Here is a 26,804-nt window from a genome sequence, read left to right as displayed (position 1 = left end):
GCGTGACGACGTGTCAGGATTGACGGGGGACGGCACCTGTTCTTACGCGGGTCGGGCCGTCCTCTACGTCACGCCTGGCATACAGCATCGCCTCGGTGTCGTGCCATGGTCGGGAACCCAGCAGTTCCAATCAAACGCAGCTCGTCAGTCGTCGCCATGCCGCGCCGTCCGCTCGAACGGTTCGCGGACGACCGCCAGCGCCTTGACCTGCTCAAGGCCGGCGGTCGGCGGCGCGGTTTGGCTGGCCGAGGGGAGGATAGTCTCGTGCGTGAGGAAGAGGCGATCGAGGCGGTGACGTTGGCGGCCACCGGAGCGGGCCTTCCGGCTCACGACGCCAGCATAGTGCGTGTGGGCGAGAACGGTGTGGTCCTGCTGCCTGGTGCTGGTTTGCTGGCGCGAGTGGTACCAAGGGGTGCCCAGGGAAGCGACCCCCGTCGGGAGATCGACATCGCTGTCTGGCTCGCCTCGCGTCAAGTTCCTGTCGTTCACCCCGCGCGGCCGGAGCCAATAATCGTCGGACAGTACGTGGTAACGCTGTGGGAGTACCTGGTCGATAGTCGACCAGCCGACTTAGTCACTCTCGCCAAGTGCCTGCGTCGGCTACACGCGGTTGCCATGCCGGCAGGTCTGTTGCCCTGTTTATCGCCCTTTGACAGGTTCGAAGAGCGGTTACAGAGGGGTGCCTGCCTCGACACCGAAGACCGCCGTTTTCTTTGCCAACTCCGCGATCAACTCTCGACTCGGTGGGCCACCGCAGAATTCACGCTTGGCGAGTCAGTGCTGCACGGCGACGCGCATATGGAGAATCTCTTGGTGGCGGCAGGAGGCCGAGAAGCATTCGTGGATTTGGAGACAGTATGTATCGGACCGCCGGAGTGGGATCTGACCTTGACGGCCCTTTACTACGAGTGTGGGTGGTTCCCCGATAAGGATTACGCTGACTTCGTTCAGACGTATGGTTTCGATGTCCGCCTGAGCCCGTCGTGGTCGGAACTGCGGCTGGCTCGCATGCTGCGGATGACTCTCTGGCTGGCTCAGTCGGCGGGCAATGATGTGCAACGCCAGCGTCAGATGAGGCATCGCATCGACACGTTGCGAGACGGAACCGCTCCTACTGGCTGGACGGGCTATTAGATCTGTAAGCGCACGGCCTCCGCTACGTGCATCCGCGCCGTCTCCCACTCACCTGCAAAGTCCGTCTCTGGATCTGTGTTCGCGAGGATGGAGCCAAGGGCGCGAAGATCATCCCGCAGTCGGCTGGAGTGGACGCCCCGAGCGTCTGCCAAGCCAGCTTTGATCGATCTCAATCCATCGGCGAAATTGCCGCTTGATAGTTGGAGATGGGCGATCCGTATCATGGTGAGAGCCCGCGATCTGGCAGCTTCCGTCGGGTGGTGGGAGTACGCGGACTGCAATCGATTGAGAACTGCGTCCGACTGCTGGTGTTTGTCGGTCGCTACGGCGATATCAAACAGGGCATGGCCAGCGTCGCCGAGAATCTGACCGACATCAGCGTAGTAGCCCCAAACTGGATCTTCCGGTCCCTCCGACCCGTTGGCCGTGAACTCGTCATCGCATAGGGCGACTGCGCGTATGCATGCTTGCCTGTCATGGCTTCTTGCGTAGGCGCGCGCCTCCACGATACGAATCGCCGCGCGTCCCAGCGGGGGAATTTTCCGCCAATCTGATTGGGCGAGGTTAATGACATCAAAAGCGTCTGAGACCTGTCCGAGGTAAGTGAGGTGCCTGCTCAAGGTGGTGGCGGTGTGAGCCCGCTGCTGCACGTCTTCGGCTTCGCTGGCCATCTGGATCGCGTTGGCCAGGTATCGCTGGGCTGTGCTGGGTCTGTCGCCTGAATCGAAGCATGCCCATCCGGCAAGGTCAGAAAGTCGTGCTGCCGTCGACAGCCAGGTGCGGTGTACTGCTTCCGTTGCCGACGCTTGGCGGGCGACTCGGCAAGCCCATTCGAGTTGTCCGGCCATCGCTGCACGGGCGAGTCCACCACCGTGCTGGTGGTCCCACTCTTCGAACAGGGTAATGCTGCGTTGAAGCGCTGCGACATGAGGCGACTCGATTTTGGCCGGTGCCTGCAGTTCTGATCTGGTCGCCCATGGTCCCGCAAGCTGGGCAAGGGCACTTGGCAGCTTGCCGAACCATGCAGCCGTCACTTGCTGGCGATCGGAGGCCGCGTGGCCCTCGGTGCGTCGAGGGCTGTAGAGGCCAAGATCGGCGTCTGTCGCGGCACCGAGCACTTGGCGGATGGCAGTGCGCCGTTCGCGGCTGGGCCAGCGGTGTTCGCCGCGTTCGAGTTTGCCGACCCAGCGGTGGTCAACGTAGTGAGCGGTGAGGCTTCGGTCGGGGTACAGGTTATCGAGAGACGCGTTGATGGCATCGGCAAGTTCGGCTCGCGAAAGGTGCTGGCCGGGCCGTTGCGGTGAATTAAGGCGCTGGCGCGCCTCAGCGAGCAGCGTGTTGGGCGTGATGATTGTGTCTGGGTGGCGGGCCATCCTGTACCTCCCTCCGAAGCCCGGTCCGAGGCTGCTAGCCGAGATGTAGCTGTGGAACGTCGTAGAGGCTGGTGTCTGGTATTCGACGCATGGCGGGTGTGGCCACCTCAATGATGAGCATTTCGGTGAGGAATTGGACGGTGGCGTCCAGTAGGTGGCTGGTGTGAGCGGTAGCGCTGTGTTCCTTGAGCCCGGCGGTGAGGTGGATGTGCGGGAGGATCGTCTGGTTGGTGTCGTCCCATGCGATGGTGCCGCCGCCGAGCGCTTCGACGTTGGTGAGGTCGACGTGGCTCCAGACGGGGGCGTCGGGGTTGTCGAGGCGGCGACAGGTGCCGACGATCTTGGCGGTTGACAGGCCGGCGATGAACATTGGGATGTAGCCCTGCTTGATGTGGTGGGTGCGGCAGGCGTCGGCGAGGGCGGTGAAGAAGTTGTCGCCGTGGTCGAAGACCACGCCGATCATGCGTCCTGGGGTTAGGTCGTGGCTACGCATGCGCTGCTGGAGCCTCCGATCGATCGTCGGTCTGGGATGGATTGGGCCACGGCCGCGTCACGCAGAGTCAGGCAGCCTTGAGAGGCGTCGCCGAGACCGGAAAGCCGGTCTCGGCGCCCTGGATGCAGCGCGTGGAGTTGCTCAGATCCTGCTACTGCTCTCTCTCGCCGTCGGCGACGAGTATCCGCCGTCACGAACGGCCTGTGTGAAGGTGCTCCACCGATCGGGGGTGAATCGCAGCATCGGTCCGGTGCTGTCCTTGGAGTCGCGTACCAGGATCCGTTCGTGGGTGTCGGCGACCTCGACGCAGTTGCCGTCGTCGCTGCGGCTGGACTTGCGCCAGATGAGCGGGGTGCTCGGCCGTGTGGTCATACTGGGGCTCCTTCGGTAGGTGTCAGGCTCTCCGCCGCGGCGCGGAGGAGACGAATGCTTGAGTCGGGAGGAAGGGCTGCGGCTTTGAGTCGGCCGTGCAGGCTCACGTATGGGTCCAGCTCGTCCGGATCGGTGTGAATGATGTCGCGGGTCAGGGTGTCGACCGCGACAGCTCGTGAGCCTTGCGGGTCGCGATAGCGGTAGATCGAGTACGCCGACCGGGGCGCGCTGTGACCTGTGATCGATGTGTCGGACGGCAGTACCTGAACGACCACGGTTGGGTGGTTCGCGCATACGGCGATGACGTGTCGAAGCTGCTGCGCGACGACGACGGGGTCAGCGGCGCGTCGCCGGATCGCGCTCTCGTCGATGACGACTTCGTATCGCGGCCCGCCGGCGGCGAGCACCAGGCTTTGCCGGCGGGCCCGGGCGGTGACCGCTGTAGCGGGGTCGAACCTGTCGCCATGGCGGGCTGGTTCACTACGGAGCCGCGCAGCGGCGTAGGCAGGCGTCTGGAGTAGGCCGGGGATCAGAGAGATGGCGTACTCGGTGATCGTGCGGGTGCCGCTTTCGAGGTCGGCGTAGATGGCCTGTCGGTTGCCCATCTGGTGGATGGTCGGTGCCCACCAGCCTTGTGCCCAGCCGTCGGTGGCCGCGTCCATGATCGCTTGCTGGCGGCGCTCGCCGACCGTGAGGTAGTCGCAGATCCCGCTGACGAGGTCGATGTCCGGGCCGAGGTGGCCGTTCTCCAGGGCGCTCAGTTGTTGGCGCGGGAAACGGACTGCGCGGGCGAGAGCGTCGGCGGTCATGCCGTGCTCTTCGCGTAGGCGGCGGATCTCGCGTGCGAGCCATTGCCGACGGACGTAGGGACTGGGGCGATGCACCGGCAAGCCTCCGGATACCACTCGTGCCCGATCGGCGGCAGCCGATCTGATTGGGGTCAGCGTAGCCCCATTGTCGCGGCCTGTGAGGTGGGTGCGACCGGGCCTGTTACTGCGTTTGTGCTGTTCAGGTGCTGGTCGGACCGTAAGTCGGTACGCGAAGTCGGACCGGAAGTCGGCATTCCCAGCATCGTCAAGGTCGGTGATTGTGGATTAGCGATCAGCTATACGGCGGCGGCGCAACGTCGAGGTGGGGAGAGGGGAGCGCGGCATGTTGAGGTTGTTATCTATCGTGACGCGCCGACGGCGTGTCCGGGCCGTGCGCTCGCCTCGGCACGCCGCGGCGACAGCCACCCCTGGGAGGCCGGTCGGCGGTGGTGTGCGACGTTGTGCCGAGAGTCCTGAACAGTCAGGGTGCGAGATCATTGGCTCTGCCCGCGCGTCGGACGTCGAGTGTGCCTCCTCGCCGACTGCTGGTCCCGAGGTCGCGGCGGATAGGGCCAGCAGCGACGGCCTCGCAGTGCGGTTCGCGACTGAGGCGCAGGTCGATTCCCTCTCGGCGGTGGTCGCCGATTCCCTCGTCGTGGGTGCCCTCGGGGCGTGGTTGGTTCCGGAGGTGAGTGAACGGCTACCGCTGCTGCGTGCCTACGCTCGGCTGCTGCTGAACGCAGGCATGCGGTCCGGTCAGGTCCACACGGCCGGCGAGGATACGGCGGTGTCCGTCTGGTACGAGCGGCACCTGCCGCGAGCGGCGGCCGGGGTCACCGTCGAGGAGCTGCATGGAGCGCTGGGACGCCAAGCTGATCGATTCGCTCTTCTGCACGCCTGCCTCGCTGCGACTATTCCGGCCGGCCCGCACGCTCACCTCGCGGTGCTGGCGGCCCGACCCGGCCGCGGGCAGGCGGCTGTGGCCTTGCTGGAGCATCACCATCGGCTGCTCGACAACGTGGGGCAGCCAGCCTACGCGACCCTCGTCACCGCCGAGCCGCGCGACAGTGTGCTCGGGCAGCTCGGCTACGTGCCGCGGGCGCCAGCGCAGCTCGCGCCAGCCGGCCCGGTGCTGTGGCGGATGTGGCGCTCACCCCGCTCGCAGCCGAGAGGTCTGTATCCACGACGCGCCCGGCTCCACCAGGTCACAACCCCGTATTGGAGTGGTTCGGCTCATTGAGTGACACGTGAGTAGCCGCTAGCCGCACCACCCCTTCCACCCGCCGGTCGGATTCCACAACCGGGCGGGTCGCCCCCTCACACCCTCGATCAGTTGGAGGCATCCTCATGCTGTCCCCGATTCCCCGCTTCCGCGCAAGGGCGTCCTTACGGCGTCGTCGTGCACGGCCGTGGCTGAGAACTCGGCATCGGTCTCGTGGGCTTGGTGCTGCCGTCACGGTCGCGGGAGACGTGGCGTCGGCCGGGCTCGGTCTGGGCGTCGCAATTCGCCGACAGTGGCCCGACGGACGACACGACCTGTTCGGCCACACCCACGACGTCGAGGCCGCCATAAGAGCGCGGGAGGCCCAGCGCCGCTACTGGCAGCGCGGCCCGGTCAGGCCGACGGCGCTGCATCTGGTAGCGGTGTCTGAGCAGGCCGTCAAGGATCACCCGACGTCGGGCTGCCGCGCCGCGTCGTGCCCCGGCTATCCGATGGAGGAGAGCCGGTGAGGTCGACGTATGCGCCGGTGGCGCTGCAACGCGGCACGGCGACTCCGTTCGGGTTGCGGGTGGTGGGCGCCGCGGCGTCGGCACCGATGGTGGTGCTCGTTGGCGGCATCGTGACCACGTTCGCGGCCACGGGTGTGGTGGCCTTGCCGCTGGTCTTCCTGGGGGTGACCGTCGTCGTCGGGTTGTTGGCGGTGGGGTACGCGGCGATGGCGGTGCGGGTGGGGCATCCGGCGGCGTATTACGGGATCCTGGCGGCGGGCTTGGGCCGGCGGTGGGGTGTGGCCGGCGGCCTGGTGGCCTTGTTGGCGTACAACGCGATTCAGATCAGCTTGTACGGCCTGCTCGGGTCGGTGGCCGCCGCCACCGTGGGCGGGGCGTGGTGGGTGTGGGCGCTGGCCGCGCTGGTGGTGGTGGGGTGGCTCGGGGTCCACACGATCGTGACGTCGACCCGGGTGGTCGCGGTGGTGCTGCTGCTGTCGCTGCTGGTGGTGGCGTTGTTCGTGGTCGCGGGCCTTGGTGCGCCGGCGCCGGGCGGCGGGTCGCCGTGGACGGGGTTCTCGGCGGCTGAGCTGACGGTGGGTGGTGTCGGCGGTGCGTGCGCGTTGTGCGTGGCGGCGCTGATGGGTGTCGACGTTCCGGGGTCGCTGGGTGAGGAGGCCACCGATCGCGGCGCGATCTACCGGGCAACGGTCGGTGGGGTGCTCCTGCTCGGCGCTGTTTACGCGGTGGCGTCGTGGGCGATGGGCGTGGCGGTCGGCCCTCGGGCGGTCGCCGCGGTCGCGGCGGACCCCGACGGTGGTTTGCCGTTCTCGGTTCTCGCCCGGCTCGGTGGGTGGTGCGTGCTGCTGGCGGAGGTGCTGCTGATCGCGGCGATCGTCACTTCGATGCTGGTGTTCCATCACACCGTGGCCCGGTATGTGTTCGCGATGGGCCGCGAGCAGGTGCTGCCCGGCTGGCTGGCGCAGTCTTCGACCGGTCGGCAGGTAGCGGCGCCGCGGGAGGCGTCGCTGGCTCAGTCGACTCTCGCCGCTGTGGTGGTCGGCGTGTTCGCCGTGGCGGGGCTGGATCCGGTGCGGGTGATGTTCTCCTGGTTGTCGGCGTTGGGCGCGATGGGTTTGCTGTGTCTGCTGCTGGCCGCGTCGGTGGCCGCGCTGCGGGCCCCGGCCTGGGTGCGTGGCGAGGGGTGGAGTTGGTGGCGGTGGCGGATCGCGCCGACGCTCGGCGTGCTCGGCGGCCTGGTGGTGCTGGCGGTCATGGTCGTCAACGCCGACTCGCTGCTGGGTGCCGCTCCGGGGTCGCTGTATCCGCTGCTGCTGCCGGCGTCCCTGGCGGTCACCGCGATGGTGGGCGCGGCGTGGGGGGCCCGACTGGAGCGGTCGAGGCCGGAGATTTCGGCGGGGATCGGCCAGGGCCAGCCCCGCCGCAACGCGGTGCCGGACAACATCTCCGAGTCGATCTGAGGCCCCGGCGATGCGATCGAACCCCGACACCGTGCACGCCTACCAACGTCAGGGCGGCCACTACGGCGAGCCCGTCCAAGACGCCCCGTCGTACGGGCCGCCGCCGCAGCGGCAGCCCCCGACACCCCGACACCCCGGCGCGTCGTACCCGGCCCCGCAACCCCCGGCGCGTCACCATCCCGCGCCGCCGGGCCCACCGCCGGTGGCCACAGGCGGGCCGCCCGAGGCGGCATGGCCGGGACACAGTCAACCGCCTGCGGCCTATCCGACAGCGCCACCGTCCCCAGGGCCCGCCCCGGCGTTCGAGCCGCATGCCGCAACCGGTCCGGCCATGGCGGACGAGCAGCAGTCCGCCGAGCCGCGCTTCGGTTACGAGTCAGTGGACGCGAGGACGCTGGCATCACTGCGGTGGCAGGTGGGGTCACGCCTCAAGCGGGCCAACGCCGGGCATCTGTCGTCGGCGGGGCTGAAGTTCGGTACCCGGGAGGCGCTTGGTCCGCACGCGCTGCTGCTGTTCTTCGTCTCTGACGCACCCAACGAGCCCGGCGGACGGCTGATCCACACCGCCTCTCGGCTGTTTCGCGACAGCCGGGACGCCTACCACCTGCCGACTCTGCTCGACGACCTGACCGTCACCGCCCGGGGCCACATCGCCGCGGCCGGCCCGCAGTGGCACCCGCTGTACACCTCCCGCTCCATGATCAACGGGAAGGACGTGCACCTACCGGCCGAGGCGCGGTATCTGGGTGTGGGGGTCAGCACGCTCGACACCGACCAGGGCCTCTGGTCCGACATCGCCCCGTCCCTGCACGAGACCCTAGCCGCGGGCATTTTCGGGGCGTCGCAGCAGATTTCTGGCCGTTGTTACGCCCGGCTGGTGGATGGCACCGCGATGCAGGTCGACCGCGATGCCTATCCCGCGCTCGGGGACAACGGGATCCGCTGCACCCGCCCGGTCGACATCGATCACTACGACTCCTATCGGCGGTATGCGGATCTGACCAGCCGTGGGGATCACGACCACCAGCAGATGTGGCAGCGACTCACCGCCCTGCACGAGCTGCTGACCGCCCACCTCAATCCCGGACGTGACGTGTGACTGCGGCCGAGGTGATGGACCTGGCCGTCGCCGCCGACCTCCGGCAGGATCGCATCGACATCGCAGCGGTCCTCGATCAGCTCGTAGGGAACGCGGACGCGTCGGCGGCGACCACGATCGGCTACCCGGGCGCCGTCGACGCGAGCCACGACGCGGTGTTGAGGCGGCTCGGGAGCCGGCTCTGGAACAACATCGGCGACCCCGCCGACGGAGGAGGCGTCGCCCATACCCGCGTTCTGGAGCGGGCCGTGGTCGCCTGGACCGCGGACCTGTTCGCCATGCCGTCCACTGACCGCTGGGGGTATGTGACCAGCGGCGGCACCGAGGGCAACCTCGCCGCGCTCTACGCCGCCAAACGCCGCTACCCCACCGCCCGGGTCTTTTACTCCCGGGCCGCGCACTACTCCATCCCCAAACTCGTCGATGTCCTCGGCGCGCACGGCGTGCCAGTGCGGGCCGACGAGCGCGGAGAGATGGACTACAACGACCTGGCCGCGCAGCTCCGCCGCCGTAAGCGATACCCCGCGATCGTGGTCGGCACCGCTGGAACCACCCTGACAGAGGCCGTCGACGACACCGCCCGGATACGGGATCTCCTGGCGGAACACCCGGCCGGGGGGCACCTGCATGTCGACGCCGCCCTGTCCGGCATTCCGCTCGCGCTGGACGGGCGGTTGCGTCTCGATGATGCCGCCGGCATCGGCAGCATCGCCATCAGCGGCCACAAGTTCCTCGGCACGCCAGTGCCAAGCGGTGTGGTCCTGGTCCGCGACACCGTCCGCACCCTCGGCCAGCCGATCGCCTACACCGGCACCGTGGACACCACGATCAGCGGCTCCCGATGCGGACTGGCGGCGGCGCTGCTGTGGCATGCCATCGCCGTGCAGGGCCGGGAGGGACACCGCTGGCGGGCTGTGCACGCCCGCGAGCTGGCCGCCTACGCCGTCACGCAGATCACCGCAATCGGCTGGCGCGCCTGGCGCCATGAACACGCGATGACCGTGGTGCTCGACACCCCACCCGCCGAGGTGCGGACGAAGTGGGTGCTGGCCACCGAAGGCGCCGTGAGTCACCTGATCTGCATGCCCGGCATCACCCGCACCCAGATCGACGCGTTCGTCACCGACCTGGCCGCCGCCACACCTCGCCCGGCGGCACCGCGACCCCGCACACCGGCCGACGACTCCGGCCTGATCACCACTACCCGTTGATGAAGGAGAGGCCACGATGGCGACCGGTTTCATGACCGACACGTTGTTCTTCTGGCACGACACCGGCACAGCCGCTCTCATGCTGCCGGCCGACCCGATGGCGGGCGTCCAGCCCGACGCGCACGTGGAAAGCGGCCGAACCAAGCGCAGGGGCTTCGAGCTGCTCGACGTCACCGGCCTGCTGGACGAGATGAGGAGGGTACGGGCGCGCCCCGCACTGATCGGCGAGCTGCTGCGCGTGCACACCGACGCGTACGTGCAGCGCGTGGCCCAGGCGAGCGCCCAACCGCGAGGAGGCGACGCCGGCGACGGCTTCACCCCGTTGGGTCGAGGCAGCGCCGAGATCGCGCGCCTCGCCGCCGGCGGCGTTCTGGACCTCGTCACCGCCGTCGCGTCCGAGAACCTCACCAACGGTTTCGCGCTGGTGAGGCCCCCCGGGCACCACGCCCTCGCCGGCGCGGGCCTGGGCTTCTGCGTGTTCAACAACGCGGCGCTCGCCGCCCGACACGCCCAGATCCAGCTCGGGCTGCGCCGGGTCGCGATCGTCGACCTGGACACGCACCACGGCAACGGCGGCCAGCAGCTGTTCTATGACGATCCGACGGTGTTGCACATCAGCATCCACGAGGCAGGGTCCTTTCCGCCCGACTCCGGGTGGATCGAGGAGACCGGGGCCGGCGCCGGCGAGGGATACACCATCAACGTTCCGCTGCCCCTGGGCAGCGGCCACGCCGCCTGGCTCTACGCCATGCACCAGGTCGTGCTCCCCGCACTGCAACGCTTCCAACCCGAGCTGATCATCGTTCCGGTGGGGTTCGACGGCGGCTGCTTCGAACCACTGGCCCGCCAGGCGCTGGTCGTGGACTCCTACCGGCAGATGGCCTCGCTGCTGACCAAAGCGGCCGACCGGCTGTGCGACGGCCGAGTCGTCGCGATCAGCGAGGGCGGCTACAGCTCCGGCATGGCACCGTGGTGCATGGTCGGCTTCGTCGAGGGCCTGATCGGACGCAATGGCAGCCTCAGCGATCCCTACGCCGGCATCACCGCCGGATACGCCGCCGCGCCGATGCTGCCCCACCAGCAGCACGTGGTCGACCGAGCCGCCCGCCTGGTGCCGCGCATCACCGCGACCGTCTCGGCCGACTGACCGACGCGCATGCTCCCGAACTCACGAATGGTCGCGGCGGTGAGCACCGTAGCCTGGCTCGCGGCGGTCACCGCCGTGGTCATCCCGCCCCCACCGGCGCTGACGCGTCGGGCGGACCTGCACGCACCGTGCGCGGTGCCGAACCCCATTCCGACGCCCACGTCCTCGACGCAGAGTGGGGGCATTCAGATGCCTCCGGGCAGGCCGGCACGCCCTGTGTTGCTGGACCTGGCCCGGCGTCTCGGCGCCGACCGCTGCGACGCCACGCCCGGAAGGTTCGCTGTCGTGCGCCATCACCTGTGGCGCTACGAGGCCAGCAACACGCGGCAGCACGACGTGGTGCGCTGGTACGCCGACGACGACTCCGGCGCGGAACTCGCCATACATTCCCCCAACCCGCAGGTGGCTAAGGACTGGTGGCAGCCGGGCGGACTTCGCCTCCAGGACCTGACCAAGGCATACACCAGCTGCGAGCGGCTGATTAGCCAAGCGCAGATGCAAAGCTGGGGCGACGACCCCGCGGCGTTGATAGAGGGCGTCGCCGCTCTGGGAATGTGGTACAGCCCTAACCGGCAGCAGCGGCAACTCGCAGCCCGGGTCCTCGCCGACACCCCCGGCCTCACGGCACACGACACGGTGGCGGACCGCGCCGGCCGCTTCGGCATCGGCATCGCGGCGTTCTCCGACCAGGGCCGCAGCCGGCACCTGCTCATCCTGGATCGGGCTACCGGGCAGATCCTCGCCTACGAAGCCGCCGCACTCACCACGAACGGGTGGCGCGCGCAGATGTACCTGCTGCTGCTCACCCGCACCCACGCCCCGCGCCGCTGGTGGGAGCCACCCACCCAACAGCAGTCGACCGAGCCCCTACAAGGGCCGCTATACGCCCACGCCGGTATCTGGCCGGTGGGGGACGACACGTCCTGCACCACTGACCGCACCACACGTTGGAGCGCCGCACGATGACACCAACTCACACCGCCGGGATGTCCACACCGCTGCGGGAACTCCTCGACCCGACCATCACCCAGCAGATCAACCAACTCGACCTCAACCCCGGCTCGCGGGTGCTGGAGATCGGCGCCGGGACCGGCCACATCACCGCCCTCCTCGCTCGCGCCGTCGGCCCGCTGGGTCGTGTCGTCGCGGTCGACGACGACACCACCTACCTGAACCCCACCGGCGTGGTGGACGTCTACGGCCGCGACGTCGCCGTTGCCCCCGACGCGATGCCCGGCGACGCCGCAAGCTTCGACCTGGTCATCGCACGGTGGACACACCACCGGCTGGTCGACCCGGCCGCGCTGATCGACCGCATGCTCGCCCGCCTCCGGCCGGGCGGATGGCTTGTCCTCGCCGATGTCACGGACACTCGCCCGCATGTGCACCGCGCCGCCACCTCGGGCGACGAAGAGCTGATCAATCGGGTCGTACGCAGGCTCTACGACACGACCCTCGGCCCCGGCGGCACCGGCCGCTGGCCTGCCGACGTCGAAGGACTCCTGCACGGCCGGGGCATGCACGGGGTGTGCCTGAGCGCCGCGTCAGAGACGTGGACCGGCGGTGGGCCTGGCTGCAACGTCCTCGCCGGCATCGTCCACCATGCCCGGACCACCCTCCAGGCCCTCGGCATCCCCGCCGACGACATCGACTACTTCCAGACGGTCATGGCCGACCATCACCTCGTACTGCGCTCAATCGAGCGCCGGGGCCTGCACGCCCGCAAACCCGCCTAACGGCCCGAGCGGTGCCGCTGGGGGATCGGCAACCTCCAGCGGCACGTCCGGCGACCACCCCCGAGGTGGTCACCGGATAGCGGTGCCGGGCCTCCACCGCCCAAGGTCCGGGCACCGCTAGGACGACCACGCCGGGATGAGGGCCCGACGGGTCGGCCAGGCCGGCGGCAGACACCCCGAATCTGCCGCCGGCCACACACCCCTACACCCCGAATAGTCGGCACACGAATTGATGCCGCCGGCATCAACCACCACTCGCAACCTCGTGCGGACGAGGTTGCGCCCATCCGCCTCAGGTTCGGGGCGGCGCCTCACCCGGTTGATCTCTGACAAGGACCTCTGAGCCTCCTCATGCCCGCCTACGTGCCTCCCTCCTACGCCAACACCGTTGCTCCCGTACCGCCGCCACGGAATCTCGACGAGCGCGCCAGGCTTCGCCGTGCCGTCGTTGAACGCCTCAACAACAACCCGCGCACAGGCCGCTGGTTCGAAGCGGTCACCGCTGCCGTGGCCTTCCAAGAACGCGAAGGCCACCTTGTGGTGCCCCGATTCCACGTCGAAAACGGGTACGACCTTGGCGGGTTCATCCACAACATCCGCAACCGCTACCTGTGCGCACGCCCGAGCAAAGACAAGCTCGACGAAGAGCAGGTGTGGATCATGGAAGCCCTCGGCATGGTGTGGCGGGTCAACGACACGCGGTTCGCGGATGTCTACATCCCCGCGTTCACCGCGTTCGCCCGCCGCGAGGGGCACTTACGAGTGCCCCGCGAGCACCGCGAGCACGGAATCAAGCTGGGCCACGTCACGCACAACATCCGCAAGCAGCGTCGGGCGGGCAAGTACCCGCAGTGGCGCATCGACGTCCTCGACGTGCTCGGCTTCGAGTGGCAAGTCCTCATGCCCCGGGCCGCCATGGCGGGCCGCCTTGCCACCCAGGAGCCGCATCACCAGGGCACCCGGGCACCCACGGAGATGCGGGCCGGCTCCGCACCGTCACCGGACAAGGGGGATCGGGCATGCCTCGCCGGCCGCTGATCGTCGATCGCCGGCGCATCGTCGTCCTGCTGCGGCACCCGGGCCCGGTCGTGGGCCGCGCGAGTTGGCCGACGCCCGCGCCGTGCTCGCCCAGCTCCAACCCAGCGCGCCGTCCGACGAGCCGGCGCCATGTCCGTCGAACAGATTGCCGCACCCGACGCCGTAGGGATGCCCTGGGAACCCGCCAACGGCTGGACCGGCGTCCAACAGGTCACCGCCCCGCAGACGCCACGCCCAGCCACCAACCCACCCGAACACCCCGCGCCGGCTTTCCAGGAGCAGCCATGAACCAAGGCGTCTCGGCATCAATCACACCCATGACGGCGGCGGCTCCGACGCCTGCACCACCGGCGCAGCGAACGCTCCGCGCCGTCAGCTGGAACCTCATGTCGTACGGAAAGTCAGGGCTCCCGACGCGGCGGCAGCAGCACGAGCTGCTGCGTTTCCTACGCCCCGACATCGTGTGCTTGCAGGAGATCTACACCGTCGGCGCCGACGCAGGGGAACTCGACCGGCTCGCGAACGCGATAGCCGACGCGCTGGGGATGGAGTGCTTCGCGGTCCCCGCGAAACACTCCGACTGTCACCTCGCGATTCTGTGGCGGCCCGAGTACGCCGTGTTGTCCCAGCGGGCGTACGACCTGCTGATGTGGCACGGCCTGGGCGTGGTGCGGCTAGACGTCGGCGCGCCCGTGCCGCTGACAGTGGCGGTCACCCACCTCGCGCCCTGGAACCCCGACAAACAACTCGCCGACGCGTACACCCTCACCGGGCAACTACCCCTATCGGACGCGACGATCCTCGCCGCCGACTGGAACTCCTTCGGCATCGACCCCGAATACGATCCCGAGCCAGACTGGACGGCTCTACCCACCGAGTGGATCGCCCGGCATGTCCGCTTCAGCGATGACCCCGACGCTCTGCCAGTAGCCGACCGGCGCCCCTCGCAGATGATGCAGCGCAGCGGCTTCCACGACGCCGCACCCCACCTAGGCGCGGCCTGGAAGGCCACCAGCGGACTTCACGGCGGCTGGAGCCGACGCGAAGACGTCTTCTGGACCAACCGCCCACAAGCGCTGCGCAGCTACCAGGTGATCGACACCCCCGCAGCACGCACGCTGTCGGACCACCTACCCATCATGGTCGACCTCGACCCCCAGGCAATGTCTCCCGCAGCCTCCTGCGTCCCTCCCGACAATGCGGAACACCCGTGACCGCCCAGCAAGCGGGCCCCTGCCCGATCCAGCCATCCGCCGCAACCGGCATCCCGGCATGTCGCCGCCAGCCCGGCGGGTTCAGCCGCGACCTACGCCCGAGAGCCAGCACGATCAGGAGCGCCATGGTGACGACAACCCCAATCGGCCGCCAACGTCCGCCGCGGCTGCTCGAACTCCTCGACCCGCCCATCCATCGCGTCCTGGACCGCATCCCGATCCAGGCGGGTCAGCGCGTGCTGGACATCGGCGCCGGCACCGGCCAGCTGACCACCCGCCTGGCCCGCCTCGTCGGCCCCAGCGGCAACGTCACCGCCGTCGACCGCGACACCCGCTACCTCGCACCGACCGGCATCATCGACGTTTGCCAACGCGCCCTCGACGCCGACGAGCTGCCCGGCGAACCCGGCAGCTTCGACGTCGCCGTCGCCCGCTGGATGCACGGTGCCCTGCCCGACCCGAACGCCGTGATCCGACAGATCATCGACCGGCTACAGCCCGGCGGCTGGCTGATCCTCGCCGACGTCCCCTTCACGCCCGCTCAGGTATTCCAGCCGCGCCCCGACTACGCCACGTGGACGTCGGATCCATGCAGCCAGGACGCCGACCTGATCCAACACCTCATGACGATGATCTACGGCTTCCTCACCGGCACCGGGCGACCCACCTGGCCACTCGATGTCACCAGGCCGCTCGTCGCCGCCGGCCTCAACCCGGTCTGCGCCCACCGCAGCGTCGAAACCTGGACCGGCGGTGGCCCCGGCTGCCAGATCCTCGCCGACGCCGCTGAACACCTGCGACCTCGCCTGGTCCAACCCGAACTCGGCCACAACGACCTCGACCGATTCGTCAACCTCATGGCCGACCCGACCGTGATCCTCGGCTCCTACGAGCGCCGCACCGTGCACGCCCGCAAACCGGCTACACCACAGCATCCGGCCACGCCGGCCACACCTTCCGTTCAAGCCTGAAACCACACCCCCGTGACCAGGGGTGGCGCAGACCCGAACCGCGTTACCCCCACGATAGCCGCCTTCAGGCGGTTACCTGACCGGACCCCGTGACAGGGGCAGCCACGGACGCCCGGTCACCGGGCCGGCGGCTGCGGGCGCCCCCGACTCCTGCCGCCGGCCCATCCCACGAACCACTGACATGACGGGCCGCACCAGTCATCCACGCCGGGACCAACGCGCGAGCCCGCTACCGGCCCCGCCGTCTATCCCATCCTCGGCATACTCCGCCAACGTGAACATGACGGACTCCGGCGACGGCGTCGCGCTGACCGCAATCATGCTGTCCTCGCCGATCCGCATCTGGAAGACCGGGTCGAGATCGCAGAAGAACTTGAATCCCTCACGGTCCTCCTCGCGGCGAAGCCGGCCCTCTGAGCCCGCCAGCCCACATCGACAGTCGATCCGCTCCACCTTCAAGGCCAGATCATGCAGTCAGTCGTCTGGTTGCCGGGTGTTGCAGTATGTGGCGCAGCCTGGGATCGGTCAGGCTCGGGTAGACGACGTCAGCGGCGGGTATCAGAAGGTCCGGCTGTGACGGTACGCCGATGACGTAGAGGCCAGCGGTTCGGGCCGCGAGCGCTCCGGCGGCGGAGTCCTCGACCGCAATCGCGGTGTGGGGGTCAGAGCCGAGGCGATCACATGCGGCGAGGTAGACGTCGGGGGCTGGCTTAGGCGCGTCGACATCGTCGCTGCCGACGATGACGTCGACCAAGTCGATGATTCCGATCTTGGTGAGGTACTCCATGACGGCGTCGTGCAGGGTGTTCGAGGCGACGCCGATGGGTCGGGAGCGGGCGAGGGTAGTGACGAGGTCGACCGCGCCCGGCATCGCGGGTACTCCGCGGCCGAGGTTGTTGGTGACGAGGTCAAGGACTTCGGCGGCAAGTTCCTGGTGTCGGTGCGGTTGGCCGAGAAGGCGGCCGAGTTCGTGGCCGAGGCCGGTGAGGGTGAGGCCGAGGAGGCGATGCCGGTCCGGTCGGCTGAGGACGGTCTGGTAGCGGTCGAAGAGGATGGCGTAGGCACCGTCCCAGACGCCTTCGGTGGCGACGAGCGTGCCATCGCAATCGAAGATCACAGGGCCTGCGGGGAAGGGTCGGGCTTGGCGCTGACTGATGTCGGCCATGGTCATGCTCCTTGGTTGGTGGCTCGGCGGGCGGTGGCGACGGCGAGGAGTGGGAATCGGGGGTCGATGTGCTTGCGCTCGGTCGCGGTGAGTTCTTCAGCGGCTTCGCCGAGGAGCGCGGCTAGGCAGGTGCGCAGGTTGCCGTAGCCGGTGACCTGGGTGGGGCCGGGCCAGTCGGTGAGCAGGTGGTGTAGGCCGGCGGGGGTGAATCGCCAGCGGTCGGCGGTGCCGCCGCTGGGGCTGACACGCGCAAGACACGGGACGGTGAGCAGCAGGGCTCCCCCGGGTCGCAGTGCGGTGTAGCAGGTGCGCAGTGCGGCAGAAGCGTCGGTGAGCAGTTGCAGGGTCTGGGTCAGGACGACGCAGTCGAACGTGGCGGCCGGGAGGCTGCCGGGGACCGTGATGTCGGCTTGGAGGGTGGCCCGGGAGTTGGTGGGGTCGATGTCGATGATTGTGGTGGAGGTCAGTCGTTCTCGGCCGTACCGGCGCAGGTAGGTGTCGTCCTTCACCTCGGCGGCATCGCCGCGAATCAGTGCGCTGTGTTGGATGAGAAAGTCATCGATGTAGACACGGTCGACGGGCGTCCCTCGGTCGTAGCCGTAGCAGTCCGATACCGGGCCCAGGGGCAGGTTCACCACGTGCCTCCAAGGAGTTAGAGCCGGGCGTGCAGGCGGCGGGCGTGGGTGAGCGCGAGCCGCAGGTCGTCGCTGAGCTGATGAAGGCGCCGGTTCCGGTCCGGCAGGTCGGCGTGCCTGTGGTGGGAGACCAGTTCGCGGCAGGCGACAAGGGCGACCGCGACCCAGAGCCCGACGGGCGCGGCGGCCGAGGGGTCGATGTTGCGCAGGACGATGCGGCGGGCGGCGGGGTTGTCGGCGAGGAAGATGAACAGCTTGGCGTGGTCGTAGCCGACGGGTCGCCAGGCGGTGAACTCGAAGTCGAGCAGCGCGACCTCCTTGGCGGTGGCGCGGGCGTTGCCCAGGTGCGCGTCACCGTGGCTCACCTCGATCGGTGGCCGGGCCCGGGTGTGCAGGTCGGTGAGCAGGCGGGCGCTTGCGGCGTCGAGGACGCCGCCAGCGAACGGCGCGAGCTGGGCGGGGTAGTCCGTGTCGTCCGGGATGTCCGCCGGGGACGAGGGTTGCCACTGGTGTAGCGCGGTGAGCGCGGTGAGCATGCGCCGTGTGGTCGCTGCACTCACGGTGCCCGCACGGGGGTAGCGGTGTGGGTGCAGTGGGGTGCCGGGGAGTTCGGTGACGACGAGCAGCGGCACCTGTGGGTCAGCCGCGACGAGATCCGCGACCGGCACTGGCGGTTTACCGATCCGGTTAAACGCCTGGTAGATGTCGATTTCGTGACGGCAGCGGTCCTGCCACCAGGGGCGCGGGTCGATGGGGCGTTTGGCGATGACGGGTTGGCCATGCAGAAGTCCGCGTTGCAGGAGTGAGGTACCGGTGCGGATCTGGGTGCCGGTGGGCGTGAAACCGGGGCAGGAGTTCTGGAGGTGTCCGTCGAGGGCAAGGCTGTTCATGATGGTGCCCCCGACTCGGAAGCAGTCCGATGCTTGGCGAGGAGTTGCCACGACGGCACGGGTGGCCCGCCGAGGCTGGTGATGAACGCAGCGGCGGTAGTGGCGAGCAGCGAGGGCGGCGCGGTCCCGTCGAGGATCAGCCGGCGGCGGGGTGGGAGCAGCCGCAGCCAGGTGCGGCAGGTCTGGTCGATGCGGGCGCGGACGGCGGGGTCGTCGAGGTGGGCGGCGACCGGTCCGCGTGCGGCACGGCGAGCGTCTGCAACCGGCTCGGGGATGGTCAGGTAGAGGTAGGCGTTCGGGGTGAGGATCTGTCCGGCGGCTGCGGCGCCCGCGTAGAGGGTGGCAGCGCCGTCCGGGTCGGCGGGGACACCGAGGGCCTGCATGCCATATTCGTGGGCGATGAGTGTTAGGGGGCTGCGGTCCAGCAGCACGACCTCGGACCGGCATGCGCCGGCCGCGTGGACGCGGCTGGCTATCCTGGTGCGGACCTGCCTAGCACGCTGCTGGTCAAGGTGCAGAAACTGCCGCAACGCCGCGTCGACCTGGCTGTGGTCGGTGGGTGGCCACGGTGGCAGCGTGGCGAGGTCGGTGTATTCGGGGGCGATGATCGGGTGGAGTCGGGCCGCCAAGTGGTGGATGAGGGTGCTCTTGCCCGAGTAGCACAGCCCCTCGATGGCGACGATGACCGGCGGCTTGTCGTAGGGGCAGTTGGGCGTGGAGGTTGTCACGGCGTGCCTCCCGGATCCGGGTTTCGCGGGGCGGTAGGAATAGACCGTGGTGACAGAAGTGGCTGATGTGGCAGATGAAGCCGGTGATGCTCGTGCGCTTGGTGCCGTGGCTATGGCGTTTGGTCTTGGTGCGGTCCAGCACGTCGAGGTGATCGATGCCGGCCTGATGAACCGCAACTGGCGGGTGACCACCGATGGCGGGGTGTTCGCGGTGAAGCAGGTCCTTGATATCGATGCCACCGCCGCCCGACGGCAGCACGCGGCGACGCGAGCGCTGGCGGAGCGGGGTCGGCCCGTCCCGGCACCGCTGACCACGGCGGGAGGGGACACACTGCTGGAGCACGACGGACATATCTATGCGGTGGCTGGTTGGGCGCGGGGCGCGCACCGCGAGGGCCTGGATCTGTCGCCGGCTGAGGTAAGGGCGCTCGGCGCCGTGCTGGCGGACCTGCATGCGGATCTGGCAATGGTGATGCCGGTTGTGCCCGAGATGATGCGGGAGCCGGTGACCGAGCCGGCCACGACCAAGGACAAGATCGACCGATACGCAGCAGCAGCAGCAGCTCGGCCGGACCGGGACGCGATGGACGAGTTCGTCCTGGACCGGTTGCGGCGGCGGCGGCAGCTGCTGGCGCAGGTAGGGCACCTGCGCCCGAACGACGATGTTGATGTCGGCCCGTGCGGCTGGGTGCACGGCGATTTCCAGCACCTGAACCTGCTGTACGCCGACGGCGAGGTGAGCGCCGTCCTGGATTGGGATCGACTCAAGCCGCGCCCGCTGGCGGCGGAGGTGGTGCGCTCGGCGACGCTGCTGTTCGGCTTCGGTGACGCGCGAGGGCTTGATCTGGCGCGGGTGAGCGCATTCGCCGCCGGGTACAGGTCGCGGCGGAAGCTGTCGGATGAGGCTTTGGCCGACGCGGTGCATCGGCTGTGGTGGGAGCGGGTGTGCGACACGTGGCAGTTGCGTCGCCGCTACGAGCACGCCGACACCTCCTGTGATCACCTGTTCCGTTCGGCTGAGGCACTGTTGAGCTGGTGGACCGCACACCGTTCGCAGGTCACGACCGCGTTCACGGACTGATTGGGGGCTGTCCCGCCTCGGCGCACACCTGGTCGAGCACCGTCGCCAACTCGGCGGCGGTGCGTGCCGGCCGTAGTTGGCCGCGGGTGACGGTGCGGGCACCGCGGGCCAGCCCGGACCGCCAGGCGGCCACCCGCTGCTCCACCGGTGGCGCCTCGGCGATGGCGGCGGAGTACACCACGCCGTTGCTGACGAAGTCGCGCCAGCAGCGCGCCGCCCATTTGGTCGCGCCGGGCAGGCTGCGGCCGGCGAAGAACGCAAAGAAGCTGCCGATCATCTCCTCGTGGAACACCTGGTCCGGCACGCGGCACCCGGTGTGGGCGCGGGGCCGGGCGGCCAACGCGACGAGATCACTCAGCGGCCGGTCGAGGATCGGCAGCATCGTGGCCAGGTCGGCGGGGTCGAGCGGGTAGCGGCCGACGGCTCCCCATTTGAGGTGGGCGGCGCCGAGGCGGGGGTCGGGGCAGTGCCACAGTCGAATGCCGGCGTCGGTCAGGTCGGCAGACAGGTGCAGGTGATCGGAGTACGAGCTGGCCCAGCTGGACAGGTCCACGAACCCGCCGGCACGACGCAGCGCATCGGCGTTGAGTAGCGCGGTGCCACCGATCAGCTCCACCGGCAGCGGCGCGACGATCCCGGCTGGGGAGTCCAGCCGTGGCGGGGTGCCGCCGTACTCGGCGGGCCAGGTGTGAAAGTGCGTGGTGAACAAGGCTTGTGCTGGGTCGAGCCGGCCGATCCCCGCCGCCGGACGGGACTGGTACGGGCGCAGCGCCCGGTAGTAGAACGGCAGCATCACCGCCCCGGTGGCCCGGTCCTGTTCACGCACGACGCTCATCGTGTGTGCGGCACCAGCGGCGACGTACGGGGTGAAGGCGCAGTCGTCGTCGCCGAACAGCAGCCACCGGCACGAGGCCGCCGCCACCGCCGCGTTTCGCGCGGCATGAGCGCCGGCGTGTGCGGGCAGCCGGACGGCCCGTAGTGGGACACCGGGGGTGGTCTGGTAGAGGTCGAGGACTTCGGGGGTGTGGTCAGTAGATCCGTCGTCGACGACGACGATCTCGGCCAGGGCGACACCCGTCTGCCCACGCAGGGTATCCAGGGCCCAGGTGAGCGGGTTGTCCCGCAACCGGCCGGCGGCCGGGTCGAACGGGCACCGGTTGTAGGTGGCCAGCACCGCCGAGACGCTGCCGGCAGGTACGTCGTGCAGGGCGGCAGTGAACGCGGGATCGGCGGCGAGGGTCGGGATCTCCATCGTGATCACCGTTCCGTCTTGTCATGGACGAGCTGGTGCCCGTCGACGGCGGCGCGGGCTAGGTCGTGCAGGCACCGCCACGGGCCGGCGCTGAAGATAAGCGACGCGCCGAGGATCCCGGCGGCTTCCCGGGGGCCGCAGCGTCGCGGCGCGCCGGGCTCACCGGAGCGGGTCAGCAGAGCGGTGGGCGCTAGAAGGTACGCGGTCACAGCGGCGGTCGCGGTCACCGCGGCGACCCGGCGGTGCCGGGCGACCGCCGGCAGCAGGAGGGTCGCGGCGATGGCCGGGGACTGCCCGAGCCACAGCGCACCCCGGGCCAGGCCCTGCACAGCCAGCCAGGCCCGAGTGCGGCTGTCGCCGCGCTCTGCCGCCGCCGCGAGTCTGGCGGCGGCGGGGTACTGCGGGTAGGAGAAGAACCACTGCCGGTGCTGGCGGACCAGGGCGTTGGTGGTGGTGGGGGAGTCGGCAACCTCCAAGAGTGGAAGCACGTGGATGGGCTCCCCGGCGGCGGATAGCTGGTAGCCGAACGCTAGGTCTTCGTTCATCGTCGCGGTCGGCAGCCCGTTGACCTCGTGCCAGAGGTCGCCACGGACGAACAGGCCGTGGCCGGTGCAGTGCCCGAGCCGGGGCCACCGGGTCGGGCCGCGGCGGGCCTGGGCGGCTTGGGCGCGCAGCCGGGGGATCTCGCGGGCGAGGCTCCACCGGGACTGCAGCAACGCCGCACCGTCGCACACCACACCACCGAGGCCGCGGCCGGCGCCGAGCGTGAGGGTGTGTAGCGCGGACTGCTGCACCACCCGGGCGGCGGGTGGTGCAGCGGCCAGGGCCGTGAGCGTCTGGGGGTGGGGGCGAGAGTCGGCGTTGTAGACGCCGATCCACACCGTCTCCGGTGCCACGCCCTCGGCGGCGAGGCGGCGCAGCTCGGCGTCTACGGCGTGGTTGATCTGGTGGACCATCACCGCGCTCGGGTCGGGGTGATGGTGATGGCGCGCACGCCCGGCGCTGGCTGCGGCGAGCTTCGCCGCCAGCTCCGGTGTAGACGGCAGCTCCTGGAATGCCGACTCGACGCGGCTGCGATAGTCGGCCGCCTGGTCGCCGGAGGCGTCCGCGAGTTGCCGTAGTAGAGCGGTGGGCAGGACATCAGCGAACCGGCGGGACAGAAACGCCACAGTGCGTCGCCGCTGCAGCGCGGCGGCCAGCTCTCCGAGCCGGGCGGCGGCCACCTGACGGTCGTGGTGCTCGCGCTCGGTGGTGGTCAGCACGAGGGTCGCCGCCGGTCCCCAGGACTGTGCAAGGGCGGTGAAGTGGTCCACCGTTGGCGCGATCAGGGTCTGCTCACGCAGCATCGGCAGAATCAGCAGCACATGCCGCCTACTGTCGACCTCGCCTGCGGCCGTCGCGCCGGGCGCCGGCCGCTGCCGGCGAAGCCAACGCAGTGAGGCGGCCGTCTGCGCGCTGCCGGTGATACCTCGGAAGGCGACGGCAGCGGCCGAGGCCCAGCAGAGAGCGGCGGCGGTACGGCGGGCGGTCACGGCAGTGCTCCGAGGCGGAGAACAGCGAATGCTTCTCGGTGCCCGCCGGTAGTGGTGACGCCTCGCCACGCCGACAGCAGCACACCACCCGGCCCGACCTGGCTGGACTGCCCGGCGCCCTTCGCCGCTGGCGACTGGCTGTCGTAGCACTCCAGGGCGGTGACCTTTCGGTCAACGGCGGTGGTGATGTCACGCAGGTAGGCGGGGGCGGCGATGGGCTGCCACACCTCGTACCCGAGGACGGTCGGGACCCAGTGCGGCGGCCCGTACTCGCCGAAATTGCTGCTGCCGGACATGCCGGCGGCTCGCCAGCATAGGGCGAACGCGGCCTCGTGGTCGAACGCCCCGTCGTGTGGGTGGGGCAGATAGAGCAGGTCCGGGCGCATCTGCCGCAGCAATCCGATGACCGCGGTGAACTGGTCGATGTCGTAGGGGTTGATCCCGCCGTCGGGCAGGTTAAGGAAGCGTATATGCGGCTCGGGCACACCCAGGACAGCGGCGGCGCGCACGGCCTCGGCCTGTCGGGTGCGGCGCAACTCGGCTGCGGCGACGGTACGGCTGCCGCGCTCGCCGTTGGTCAGGTGTCCGATCGTCACCTGGTGCCCGGCGTCGGTGTGCAGGGCGATGGATCCGCCGGGGCCGATGGTCTCGTCGTTGGGATGGGGTGCGATGACCAGAACTCGCATGACGACTCCGTGCAAGGGGATCAGGCTGCGCCGAAGGCCGGCCTAGCCCAACGGCGGGCCGGCGATGAGCAGCAACGGTGCGGTGGTGGCAGTGCATGGGTGGACGGGGGCGGCCCGGGGTGATGCCGGCGGCATCAGCGAGGCACACCTCACGGGCGTTCCGGGTGATGCCGGCGGCATCGCCTGGTCGCTGGCGGGGCCGGGTTTCCGACAGAGGCGCTGGTGGGGCCCCGGGTATGGGTTAGCGGCGGGCCTTGGCCCACACGGTGGCGGCGCCGATCAGGCCCGGCAGCTCGGCCGGCGTCCTCAACGTGGCGACATCGGCCGCTGGAACCCATACGGCGGAGGAAACCTCGGTCAACTGCGGGACCGGTGCGGCGTCACCGGGGACGGGTCGGCACACGTACACCATGTCGATGTGGTGATGCGGGCCGACCGCCTTGTCGCTGACGGGCATCTCAATGACCGCGAACGGGGCGGGATGGGTTACTACGGCCGGATGCGCGAAAAGCGGGTCGGTGATGACTTCGACGGCCAGGCCGGTTTCCTCGACGGTTTCGCGGACTGCGGCGGCGGCGGGCTCCTCGTCGCCCTCCAGGTGGCCGCCGGGGTAGAGCCACAGCCCGGACTTGAGGTGCCGTACCAGCAGTACCCGATCGTCGTCGTCGAGCACGATCGCGGACGCGGTCATGTGACGGATACCCGCGCTCATCGGCTGCCCATCCCTCTGGCGAACCGGGCGATCCGGTCAGCGATCCACTCTAGTTCGCGCGGACTCAGCCCGGGGTGCACGGGAAGCTGGAGTGTCGTGGCGGCTAGGGCCTCGGCGTTCGGGCAGTCGGTGGCGTACGGGGCGAACAGCGGCCGGTGGTAGAGCGGCCGGTAGCCGAAGCGCACCGAGTCCGGTGCCAAGCCCGCGTCGGTGAACGCTGCCGCGATTTCGCCAGCACTCCGCGCGGCCCGCAGAACGAACGTGTAGTAGTTCGGGCTGTCGTCGGCGCCGACCGGTAGCTCGATCAGCGGCCCGCCGGCGACCAGTACGTTGCGCAGCCGGGCCGCGTTCGCCGCCCGAGCCCTCAGCTGCGCTTCCAAGCCGTCGACGCGCCGCCGGCCGATCGCCGCCAGCGGCGCGGCGAGCTTGTAGTTCACACCGTGGCCACCCCGCAGATGCCCGAGGTGGGTGTAGAAGTCGAACCGCTCGCCGAACTCCTCGTCATTGGTGAGCACGAAACCGCCCTCGCCGGTGGCAAGCAGCTTGCGTTCGTGCGTGGAGAAGCAGCCGGCGGTGCCGAGCGTCCCGGCATATCGGCCGTCGACGCGGGTGCCGTGGGCCTGGCATGCATCCTCGATCAGCGGGATCTCCGCTGCGTCCAAGACCTCCTTCGCCGGCCGGTCGTCGGCGGGGTAGCCCCATAGGGGCAAGCTGACTGCCGCTGCCGTTCGGCCGGTGACCTTCGCAGCGACGTCCGCCGGGTCCATGGCCAGCCCAACCGGGACGACATCCACGATGACCGGGATGGCGCCGCAGGTCAGGATCGGCATCGCGGTTGGCAACGGTGCCGTTGCCGGGAGGAGCACCTCATCACCGGGCTTCACGCCGGCCGCCACGAGCGCGGCGTGCAGGGCGGAGCTGCCCGAGCTGACGGCGATCGCCCTCGTCACGCCGAACCAGCCGGCCAGTGCCCTCTCGTAGTCGGCGACGACCGCGGCACCGCCGGACAGCCGCCCCGAGGCGAGAACCCGCTCCAGCTCAGCCAGTTCGCCGGACAGCGGTGGCCCGTACCGATCCTCGACCGGGCTCTCCGCAGTGAACTCCGTGACGCCCACGGCCGGACTGTCGAGGTCAGTGGTCGCCATAGGTCAGCACCACCTTGATCGTCTCCTCCGGCCGCTCCGCCAACAACGCGTACGCGGCCGGTGCATCCCCGAACGGCACCCGGTGCGTGATCAAGTCCTCCACCCGCACCTGCCCCGAGATGATCTGCGCCCGGGCCACCTCGTCCAGGCGGGCCTTGTCCCACCGCGGATGCGCCCGCGACGGGCAGCCGTTGACCGTCATCGACGACACCAGCGTTATTCGGTTGCGGTGGTACTCCTCGCCCAACCGCAGGCCCGGCTGGTCCGCGTGGTACGACGCGACCGTGGTCACCTGGCCGCCGACCCGCACGCACCGGATCGCCTCGTGCAGCCCGACGTAGGAACCGGACGCCTCGATTGCCGCGTCGGCGCCAGCGGTACCCACCAACTCCCGCACCGCCGAGGCAACATCCGTTCCCGTGCCCGCGAGCAAGGCTTCCAAGCCCAGCCGGCGGGCCGCCTGCACCCGTAGCGGGTACCGGTCCACCCCGACGACCCGGGCGCCTGCCAGGCGGGCCTGTTGCGCGGCCAGCAACCCCACTACGCCGAGGCCCATCACCACCACCACGTCACCGACAAGCAAGCCGGTGTCGTGTACCGCACCGAGCGCAACTCGGCTGAGGATGAAGAACACCGCGTGGTCCGGGTTGACTGCCTCCGGCAGCAGCCCGCCCGCCGCGTCGGAGGCGTCCACGAGGTGCATGTCTGCGTGGGGCCGGTCGACCGCGATCAGGTCGCCGATCCCGACGCCGGTCACCTCATCGCCACACGCAACGACCCTCGCCACGCTCTCGTAGCCGGGCGCGATCGGCAACGCCCGGCCGGGGCCTGGGCGGTAGAACCGACCGTCCGGAACCCACGTCCGGTGCAGGGCTGGCGCGGTGCCGCGTAGCCACGCCAACTCTGTACCAGCGCTGATACCGGACAGCACAGTCTCCGCCAGCACCTGAGCCGGGCCCATCGGCTCCAGCGGCTGGGGCAGCATCGACACCTCACCCGCAGATGCGATCATCACCTGTCGGCGTGCGGTGGCCGTCGGCTGCGGCGCGAGTGTCGGGGCGGGGCTTGTCATGAGGACCTCCGGTTGATTGGGCGGGGACCTGCCAAAGTTCGGAGAGTTTCGATGCAACACAGAGTGCCTGGATATGTGCTCAACGTGAAGCGCCGTGGGGTCATAGACCAAGCCTCTG

The 26,804-nt window shown here is 69.5% G+C and carries 30 protein-coding genes; 14 read left to right on the top strand and 16 right to left on the bottom strand.

Features of this window, described 5'->3' with window-relative positions:
* Nucleotides 1–144 precede the first annotated feature (144 nt).
* Nucleotides 145–330, bottom strand: coding sequence for a hypothetical protein (locus ACLQ2W_RS00800; RefSeq protein WP_425784829.1), 186 nt, complete (start codon nucleotides 328–330; stop codon nucleotides 145–147).
* Between the two features lie 18 nt (nucleotides 331–348).
* On the opposite strand from ACLQ2W_RS00800, the gene ACLQ2W_RS00795 reads away from it, so the two are divergent.
* Nucleotides 349–1,134, top strand: a complete 786-nt coding sequence (locus ACLQ2W_RS00795; RefSeq protein WP_425784828.1) for a phosphotransferase family protein — start codon at nucleotides 349–351, stop codon at nucleotides 1,132–1,134.
* Here the strand turns inward: ACLQ2W_RS00795 and ACLQ2W_RS00790 are convergent.
* The 4 genes from ACLQ2W_RS00790 to ACLQ2W_RS00775 form a co-directional block, all read right to left on the bottom strand.
* Nucleotides 1,131–2,507, bottom strand: coding sequence for a hypothetical protein (locus tag ACLQ2W_RS00790; protein WP_425784827.1), 1,377 nt, complete (start codon nucleotides 2,505–2,507; stop codon nucleotides 1,131–1,133). The genes ACLQ2W_RS00795 and ACLQ2W_RS00790 overlap by 4 nt on opposite strands.
* Before the next feature lie 34 nt (nucleotides 2,508–2,541).
* Nucleotides 2,542–3,000 (bottom strand): PPC domain-containing DNA-binding protein, encoded by a 459-nt coding sequence (locus ACLQ2W_RS00785; protein WP_425784826.1) that lies wholly within the window; start codon nucleotides 2,998–3,000, stop codon nucleotides 2,542–2,544.
* 141 nt (nucleotides 3,001–3,141) lie between these two features.
* The gene (locus ACLQ2W_RS00780; RefSeq protein WP_425784825.1) at nucleotides 3,142–3,372 is read right to left on the bottom strand and encodes a DUF397 domain-containing protein; all 231 of its coding nucleotides are present in this window, start codon (nucleotides 3,370–3,372) and stop codon (nucleotides 3,142–3,144) included.
* Nucleotides 3,369–4,256, bottom strand: a complete 888-nt coding sequence (locus ACLQ2W_RS00775) for a helix-turn-helix domain-containing protein (RefSeq protein WP_425784824.1) — start codon at nucleotides 4,254–4,256, stop codon at nucleotides 3,369–3,371. Before ACLQ2W_RS00775 ends, ACLQ2W_RS00780 begins: the two co-directional genes overlap by 4 nt.
* A 559-nt stretch (nucleotides 4,257–4,815) precedes the next feature.
* Here ACLQ2W_RS00775 and ACLQ2W_RS00770 point away from each other — a divergent pair.
* The 11 genes from ACLQ2W_RS00770 (at nucleotide 4,816) to ACLQ2W_RS00720 (ending at nucleotide 15,788) form a co-directional block, all read left to right on the top strand.
* Complete coding sequence (locus ACLQ2W_RS00770; protein ID WP_425784823.1) at nucleotides 4,816–5,421, top strand: N-acetyltransferase; 606 nt, start codon at nucleotides 4,816–4,818, stop codon at nucleotides 5,419–5,421.
* A 230-nt stretch (nucleotides 5,422–5,651) separates the two neighbouring features.
* Nucleotides 5,652–5,912 (top strand): hypothetical protein, encoded by a 261-nt coding sequence (locus ACLQ2W_RS00765; RefSeq protein ID WP_425784822.1) that lies wholly within the window; start codon nucleotides 5,652–5,654, stop codon nucleotides 5,910–5,912.
* On the top strand, nucleotides 5,909–7,372 hold the full coding sequence (locus ACLQ2W_RS00760) for an APC family permease (RefSeq protein WP_425784821.1): 1,464 nt from the start codon (nucleotides 5,909–5,911) through the stop codon (nucleotides 7,370–7,372). The genes ACLQ2W_RS00765 and ACLQ2W_RS00760 overlap by 4 nt, the downstream gene beginning before the upstream one ends.
* Nucleotides 7,373–7,703: 331 nt before the next feature.
* Nucleotides 7,704–8,471 (top strand): hypothetical protein, encoded by a 768-nt coding sequence (locus tag ACLQ2W_RS00755; RefSeq protein ID WP_425784820.1) that lies wholly within the window; start codon nucleotides 7,704–7,706, stop codon nucleotides 8,469–8,471.
* Between the two features lie 14 nt (nucleotides 8,472–8,485).
* A complete protein-coding gene (locus tag ACLQ2W_RS00750; RefSeq protein WP_425784819.1) occupies nucleotides 8,486–9,682 on the top strand; it encodes a histidine decarboxylase in 1,197 nt (398 codons plus the stop codon).
* 16 nt (nucleotides 9,683–9,698) lie between these two features.
* Entirely contained in the window at nucleotides 9,699–10,829 is a 1,131-nt protein-coding gene (locus ACLQ2W_RS00745; RefSeq protein ID WP_425784818.1) for a class II histone deacetylase, read from the top strand.
* A gap of 39 nt (nucleotides 10,830–10,868) precedes the next feature.
* Nucleotides 10,869–11,795 (top strand): hypothetical protein, encoded by a 927-nt coding sequence (locus ACLQ2W_RS00740; RefSeq protein WP_425784817.1) that lies wholly within the window; start codon nucleotides 10,869–10,871, stop codon nucleotides 11,793–11,795.
* A 20-nt stretch (nucleotides 11,796–11,815) separates the two neighbouring features.
* On the top strand, nucleotides 11,816–12,565 hold the full coding sequence (locus ACLQ2W_RS00735; protein WP_425784816.1) for a class I SAM-dependent methyltransferase: 750 nt from the start codon (nucleotides 11,816–11,818) through the stop codon (nucleotides 12,563–12,565).
* A gap of 351 nt (nucleotides 12,566–12,916) precedes the next feature.
* On the top strand, nucleotides 12,917–13,603 hold the full coding sequence (locus tag ACLQ2W_RS00730; protein WP_425784815.1) for a helicase associated domain-containing protein: 687 nt from the start codon (nucleotides 12,917–12,919) through the stop codon (nucleotides 13,601–13,603).
* 284 nt (nucleotides 13,604–13,887) lie between these two features.
* Complete coding sequence (locus ACLQ2W_RS00725) at nucleotides 13,888–14,817, top strand: endonuclease/exonuclease/phosphatase family protein (RefSeq protein WP_425784814.1); 930 nt, start codon at nucleotides 13,888–13,890, stop codon at nucleotides 14,815–14,817.
* Between the two features lie 128 nt (nucleotides 14,818–14,945).
* On the top strand, nucleotides 14,946–15,788 hold the full coding sequence (locus ACLQ2W_RS00720; RefSeq protein ID WP_425784813.1) for a class I SAM-dependent methyltransferase: 843 nt from the start codon (nucleotides 14,946–14,948) through the stop codon (nucleotides 15,786–15,788).
* Between the two features lie 198 nt (nucleotides 15,789–15,986).
* On the opposite strand, the gene ACLQ2W_RS00715 is transcribed toward ACLQ2W_RS00720, so the two are convergent.
* From ACLQ2W_RS00715 to ACLQ2W_RS00700, 4 genes are read right to left on the bottom strand one after another with little or no spacing between them, the layout of a single operon-like run.
* Nucleotides 15,987–16,247 (bottom strand): hypothetical protein, encoded by a 261-nt coding sequence (locus ACLQ2W_RS00715; RefSeq protein ID WP_425784812.1) that lies wholly within the window; start codon nucleotides 16,245–16,247, stop codon nucleotides 15,987–15,989.
* 7 nt (nucleotides 16,248–16,254) lie between these two features.
* Nucleotides 16,255–16,953 (bottom strand): HAD family hydrolase, encoded by a 699-nt coding sequence (locus tag ACLQ2W_RS00710; RefSeq protein WP_425784811.1) that lies wholly within the window; start codon nucleotides 16,951–16,953, stop codon nucleotides 16,255–16,257.
* Nucleotides 16,954–16,955: 2 nt separating this feature from the next.
* Nucleotides 16,956–17,588, bottom strand: coding sequence for a class I SAM-dependent methyltransferase (locus ACLQ2W_RS00705; RefSeq protein WP_425784810.1), 633 nt, complete (start codon nucleotides 17,586–17,588; stop codon nucleotides 16,956–16,958).
* Between the two features lie 17 nt (nucleotides 17,589–17,605).
* The gene (locus ACLQ2W_RS00700; protein ID WP_425784809.1) at nucleotides 17,606–18,124 is read right to left on the bottom strand and encodes a hypothetical protein; all 519 of its coding nucleotides are present in this window, start codon (nucleotides 18,122–18,124) and stop codon (nucleotides 17,606–17,608) included.
* 45 nt (nucleotides 18,125–18,169) lie between these two features.
* Here ACLQ2W_RS00700 and ACLQ2W_RS00695 point away from each other — a divergent pair, with 45 nt between their 5' ends.
* Nucleotides 18,170–18,394: a hypothetical protein gene (locus ACLQ2W_RS00695; protein WP_425784808.1), complete on the top strand. Its 225-nt coding sequence runs from the start codon at nucleotides 18,170–18,172 to the stop codon at nucleotides 18,392–18,394.
* 80 nt (nucleotides 18,395–18,474) lie between these two features.
* Here the strand turns inward: ACLQ2W_RS00695 and ACLQ2W_RS00690 are convergent, their stop codons facing one another.
* Complete coding sequence (locus ACLQ2W_RS00690) at nucleotides 18,475–19,206, bottom strand: hypothetical protein (protein ID WP_425784807.1); 732 nt, start codon at nucleotides 19,204–19,206, stop codon at nucleotides 18,475–18,477.
* A 58-nt stretch (nucleotides 19,207–19,264) separates the two neighbouring features.
* Here ACLQ2W_RS00690 and ACLQ2W_RS00685 point away from each other — a divergent pair, with 58 nt between their 5' ends.
* On the top strand, nucleotides 19,265–20,287 hold the full coding sequence (locus ACLQ2W_RS00685; protein ID WP_425784806.1) for a phosphotransferase: 1,023 nt from the start codon (nucleotides 19,265–19,267) through the stop codon (nucleotides 20,285–20,287).
* Here ACLQ2W_RS00685 and ACLQ2W_RS00680 read toward each other — a convergent pair.
* From ACLQ2W_RS00680 to ACLQ2W_RS00655, 6 genes are all read right to left on the bottom strand, one after another.
* A complete protein-coding gene (locus ACLQ2W_RS00680; RefSeq protein WP_425784805.1) occupies nucleotides 20,277–21,539 on the bottom strand; it encodes a glycosyltransferase in 1,263 nt (420 codons plus the stop codon). The genes ACLQ2W_RS00685 and ACLQ2W_RS00680 overlap by 11 nt on opposite strands.
* A 5-nt stretch (nucleotides 21,540–21,544) precedes the next feature.
* Nucleotides 21,545–22,903, bottom strand: coding sequence for a glycosyltransferase (locus ACLQ2W_RS00675; RefSeq protein ID WP_425784804.1), 1,359 nt, complete (start codon nucleotides 22,901–22,903; stop codon nucleotides 21,545–21,547).
* Nucleotides 22,904–23,067: 164 nt separating this feature from the next.
* The gene (locus tag ACLQ2W_RS00670) at nucleotides 23,068–23,757 is read right to left on the bottom strand and encodes a PIG-L deacetylase family protein (protein ID WP_425784803.1); all 690 of its coding nucleotides are present in this window, start codon (nucleotides 23,755–23,757) and stop codon (nucleotides 23,068–23,070) included.
* 241 nt (nucleotides 23,758–23,998) lie between these two features.
* On the bottom strand, nucleotides 23,999–24,469 hold the full coding sequence (locus ACLQ2W_RS00665) for an NUDIX hydrolase (protein ID WP_425784802.1): 471 nt from the start codon (nucleotides 24,467–24,469) through the stop codon (nucleotides 23,999–24,001).
* The gene (locus ACLQ2W_RS00660; protein WP_425784801.1) at nucleotides 24,466–25,614 is read right to left on the bottom strand and encodes a DegT/DnrJ/EryC1/StrS family aminotransferase; all 1,149 of its coding nucleotides are present in this window, start codon (nucleotides 25,612–25,614) and stop codon (nucleotides 24,466–24,468) included. The genes ACLQ2W_RS00665 and ACLQ2W_RS00660 overlap by 4 nt, the downstream gene beginning before the upstream one ends.
* Nucleotides 25,601–26,599, bottom strand: coding sequence for a zinc-dependent alcohol dehydrogenase (locus ACLQ2W_RS00655; protein WP_425784800.1), 999 nt, complete (start codon nucleotides 26,597–26,599; stop codon nucleotides 25,601–25,603). Before ACLQ2W_RS00655 ends, ACLQ2W_RS00660 begins: the two co-directional genes overlap by 14 nt.
* Nucleotides 26,600–26,804 lie beyond the last annotated feature (205 nt).

This window comes from Micromonospora sp. DT227, from assembly GCF_049841835.1.
Classification (GTDB): Bacteria; Actinomycetota; Actinomycetes; order Mycobacteriales; family Micromonosporaceae; genus Micromonospora.
This window is presented reverse-complemented; position numbering and strand designations above follow the sequence as displayed.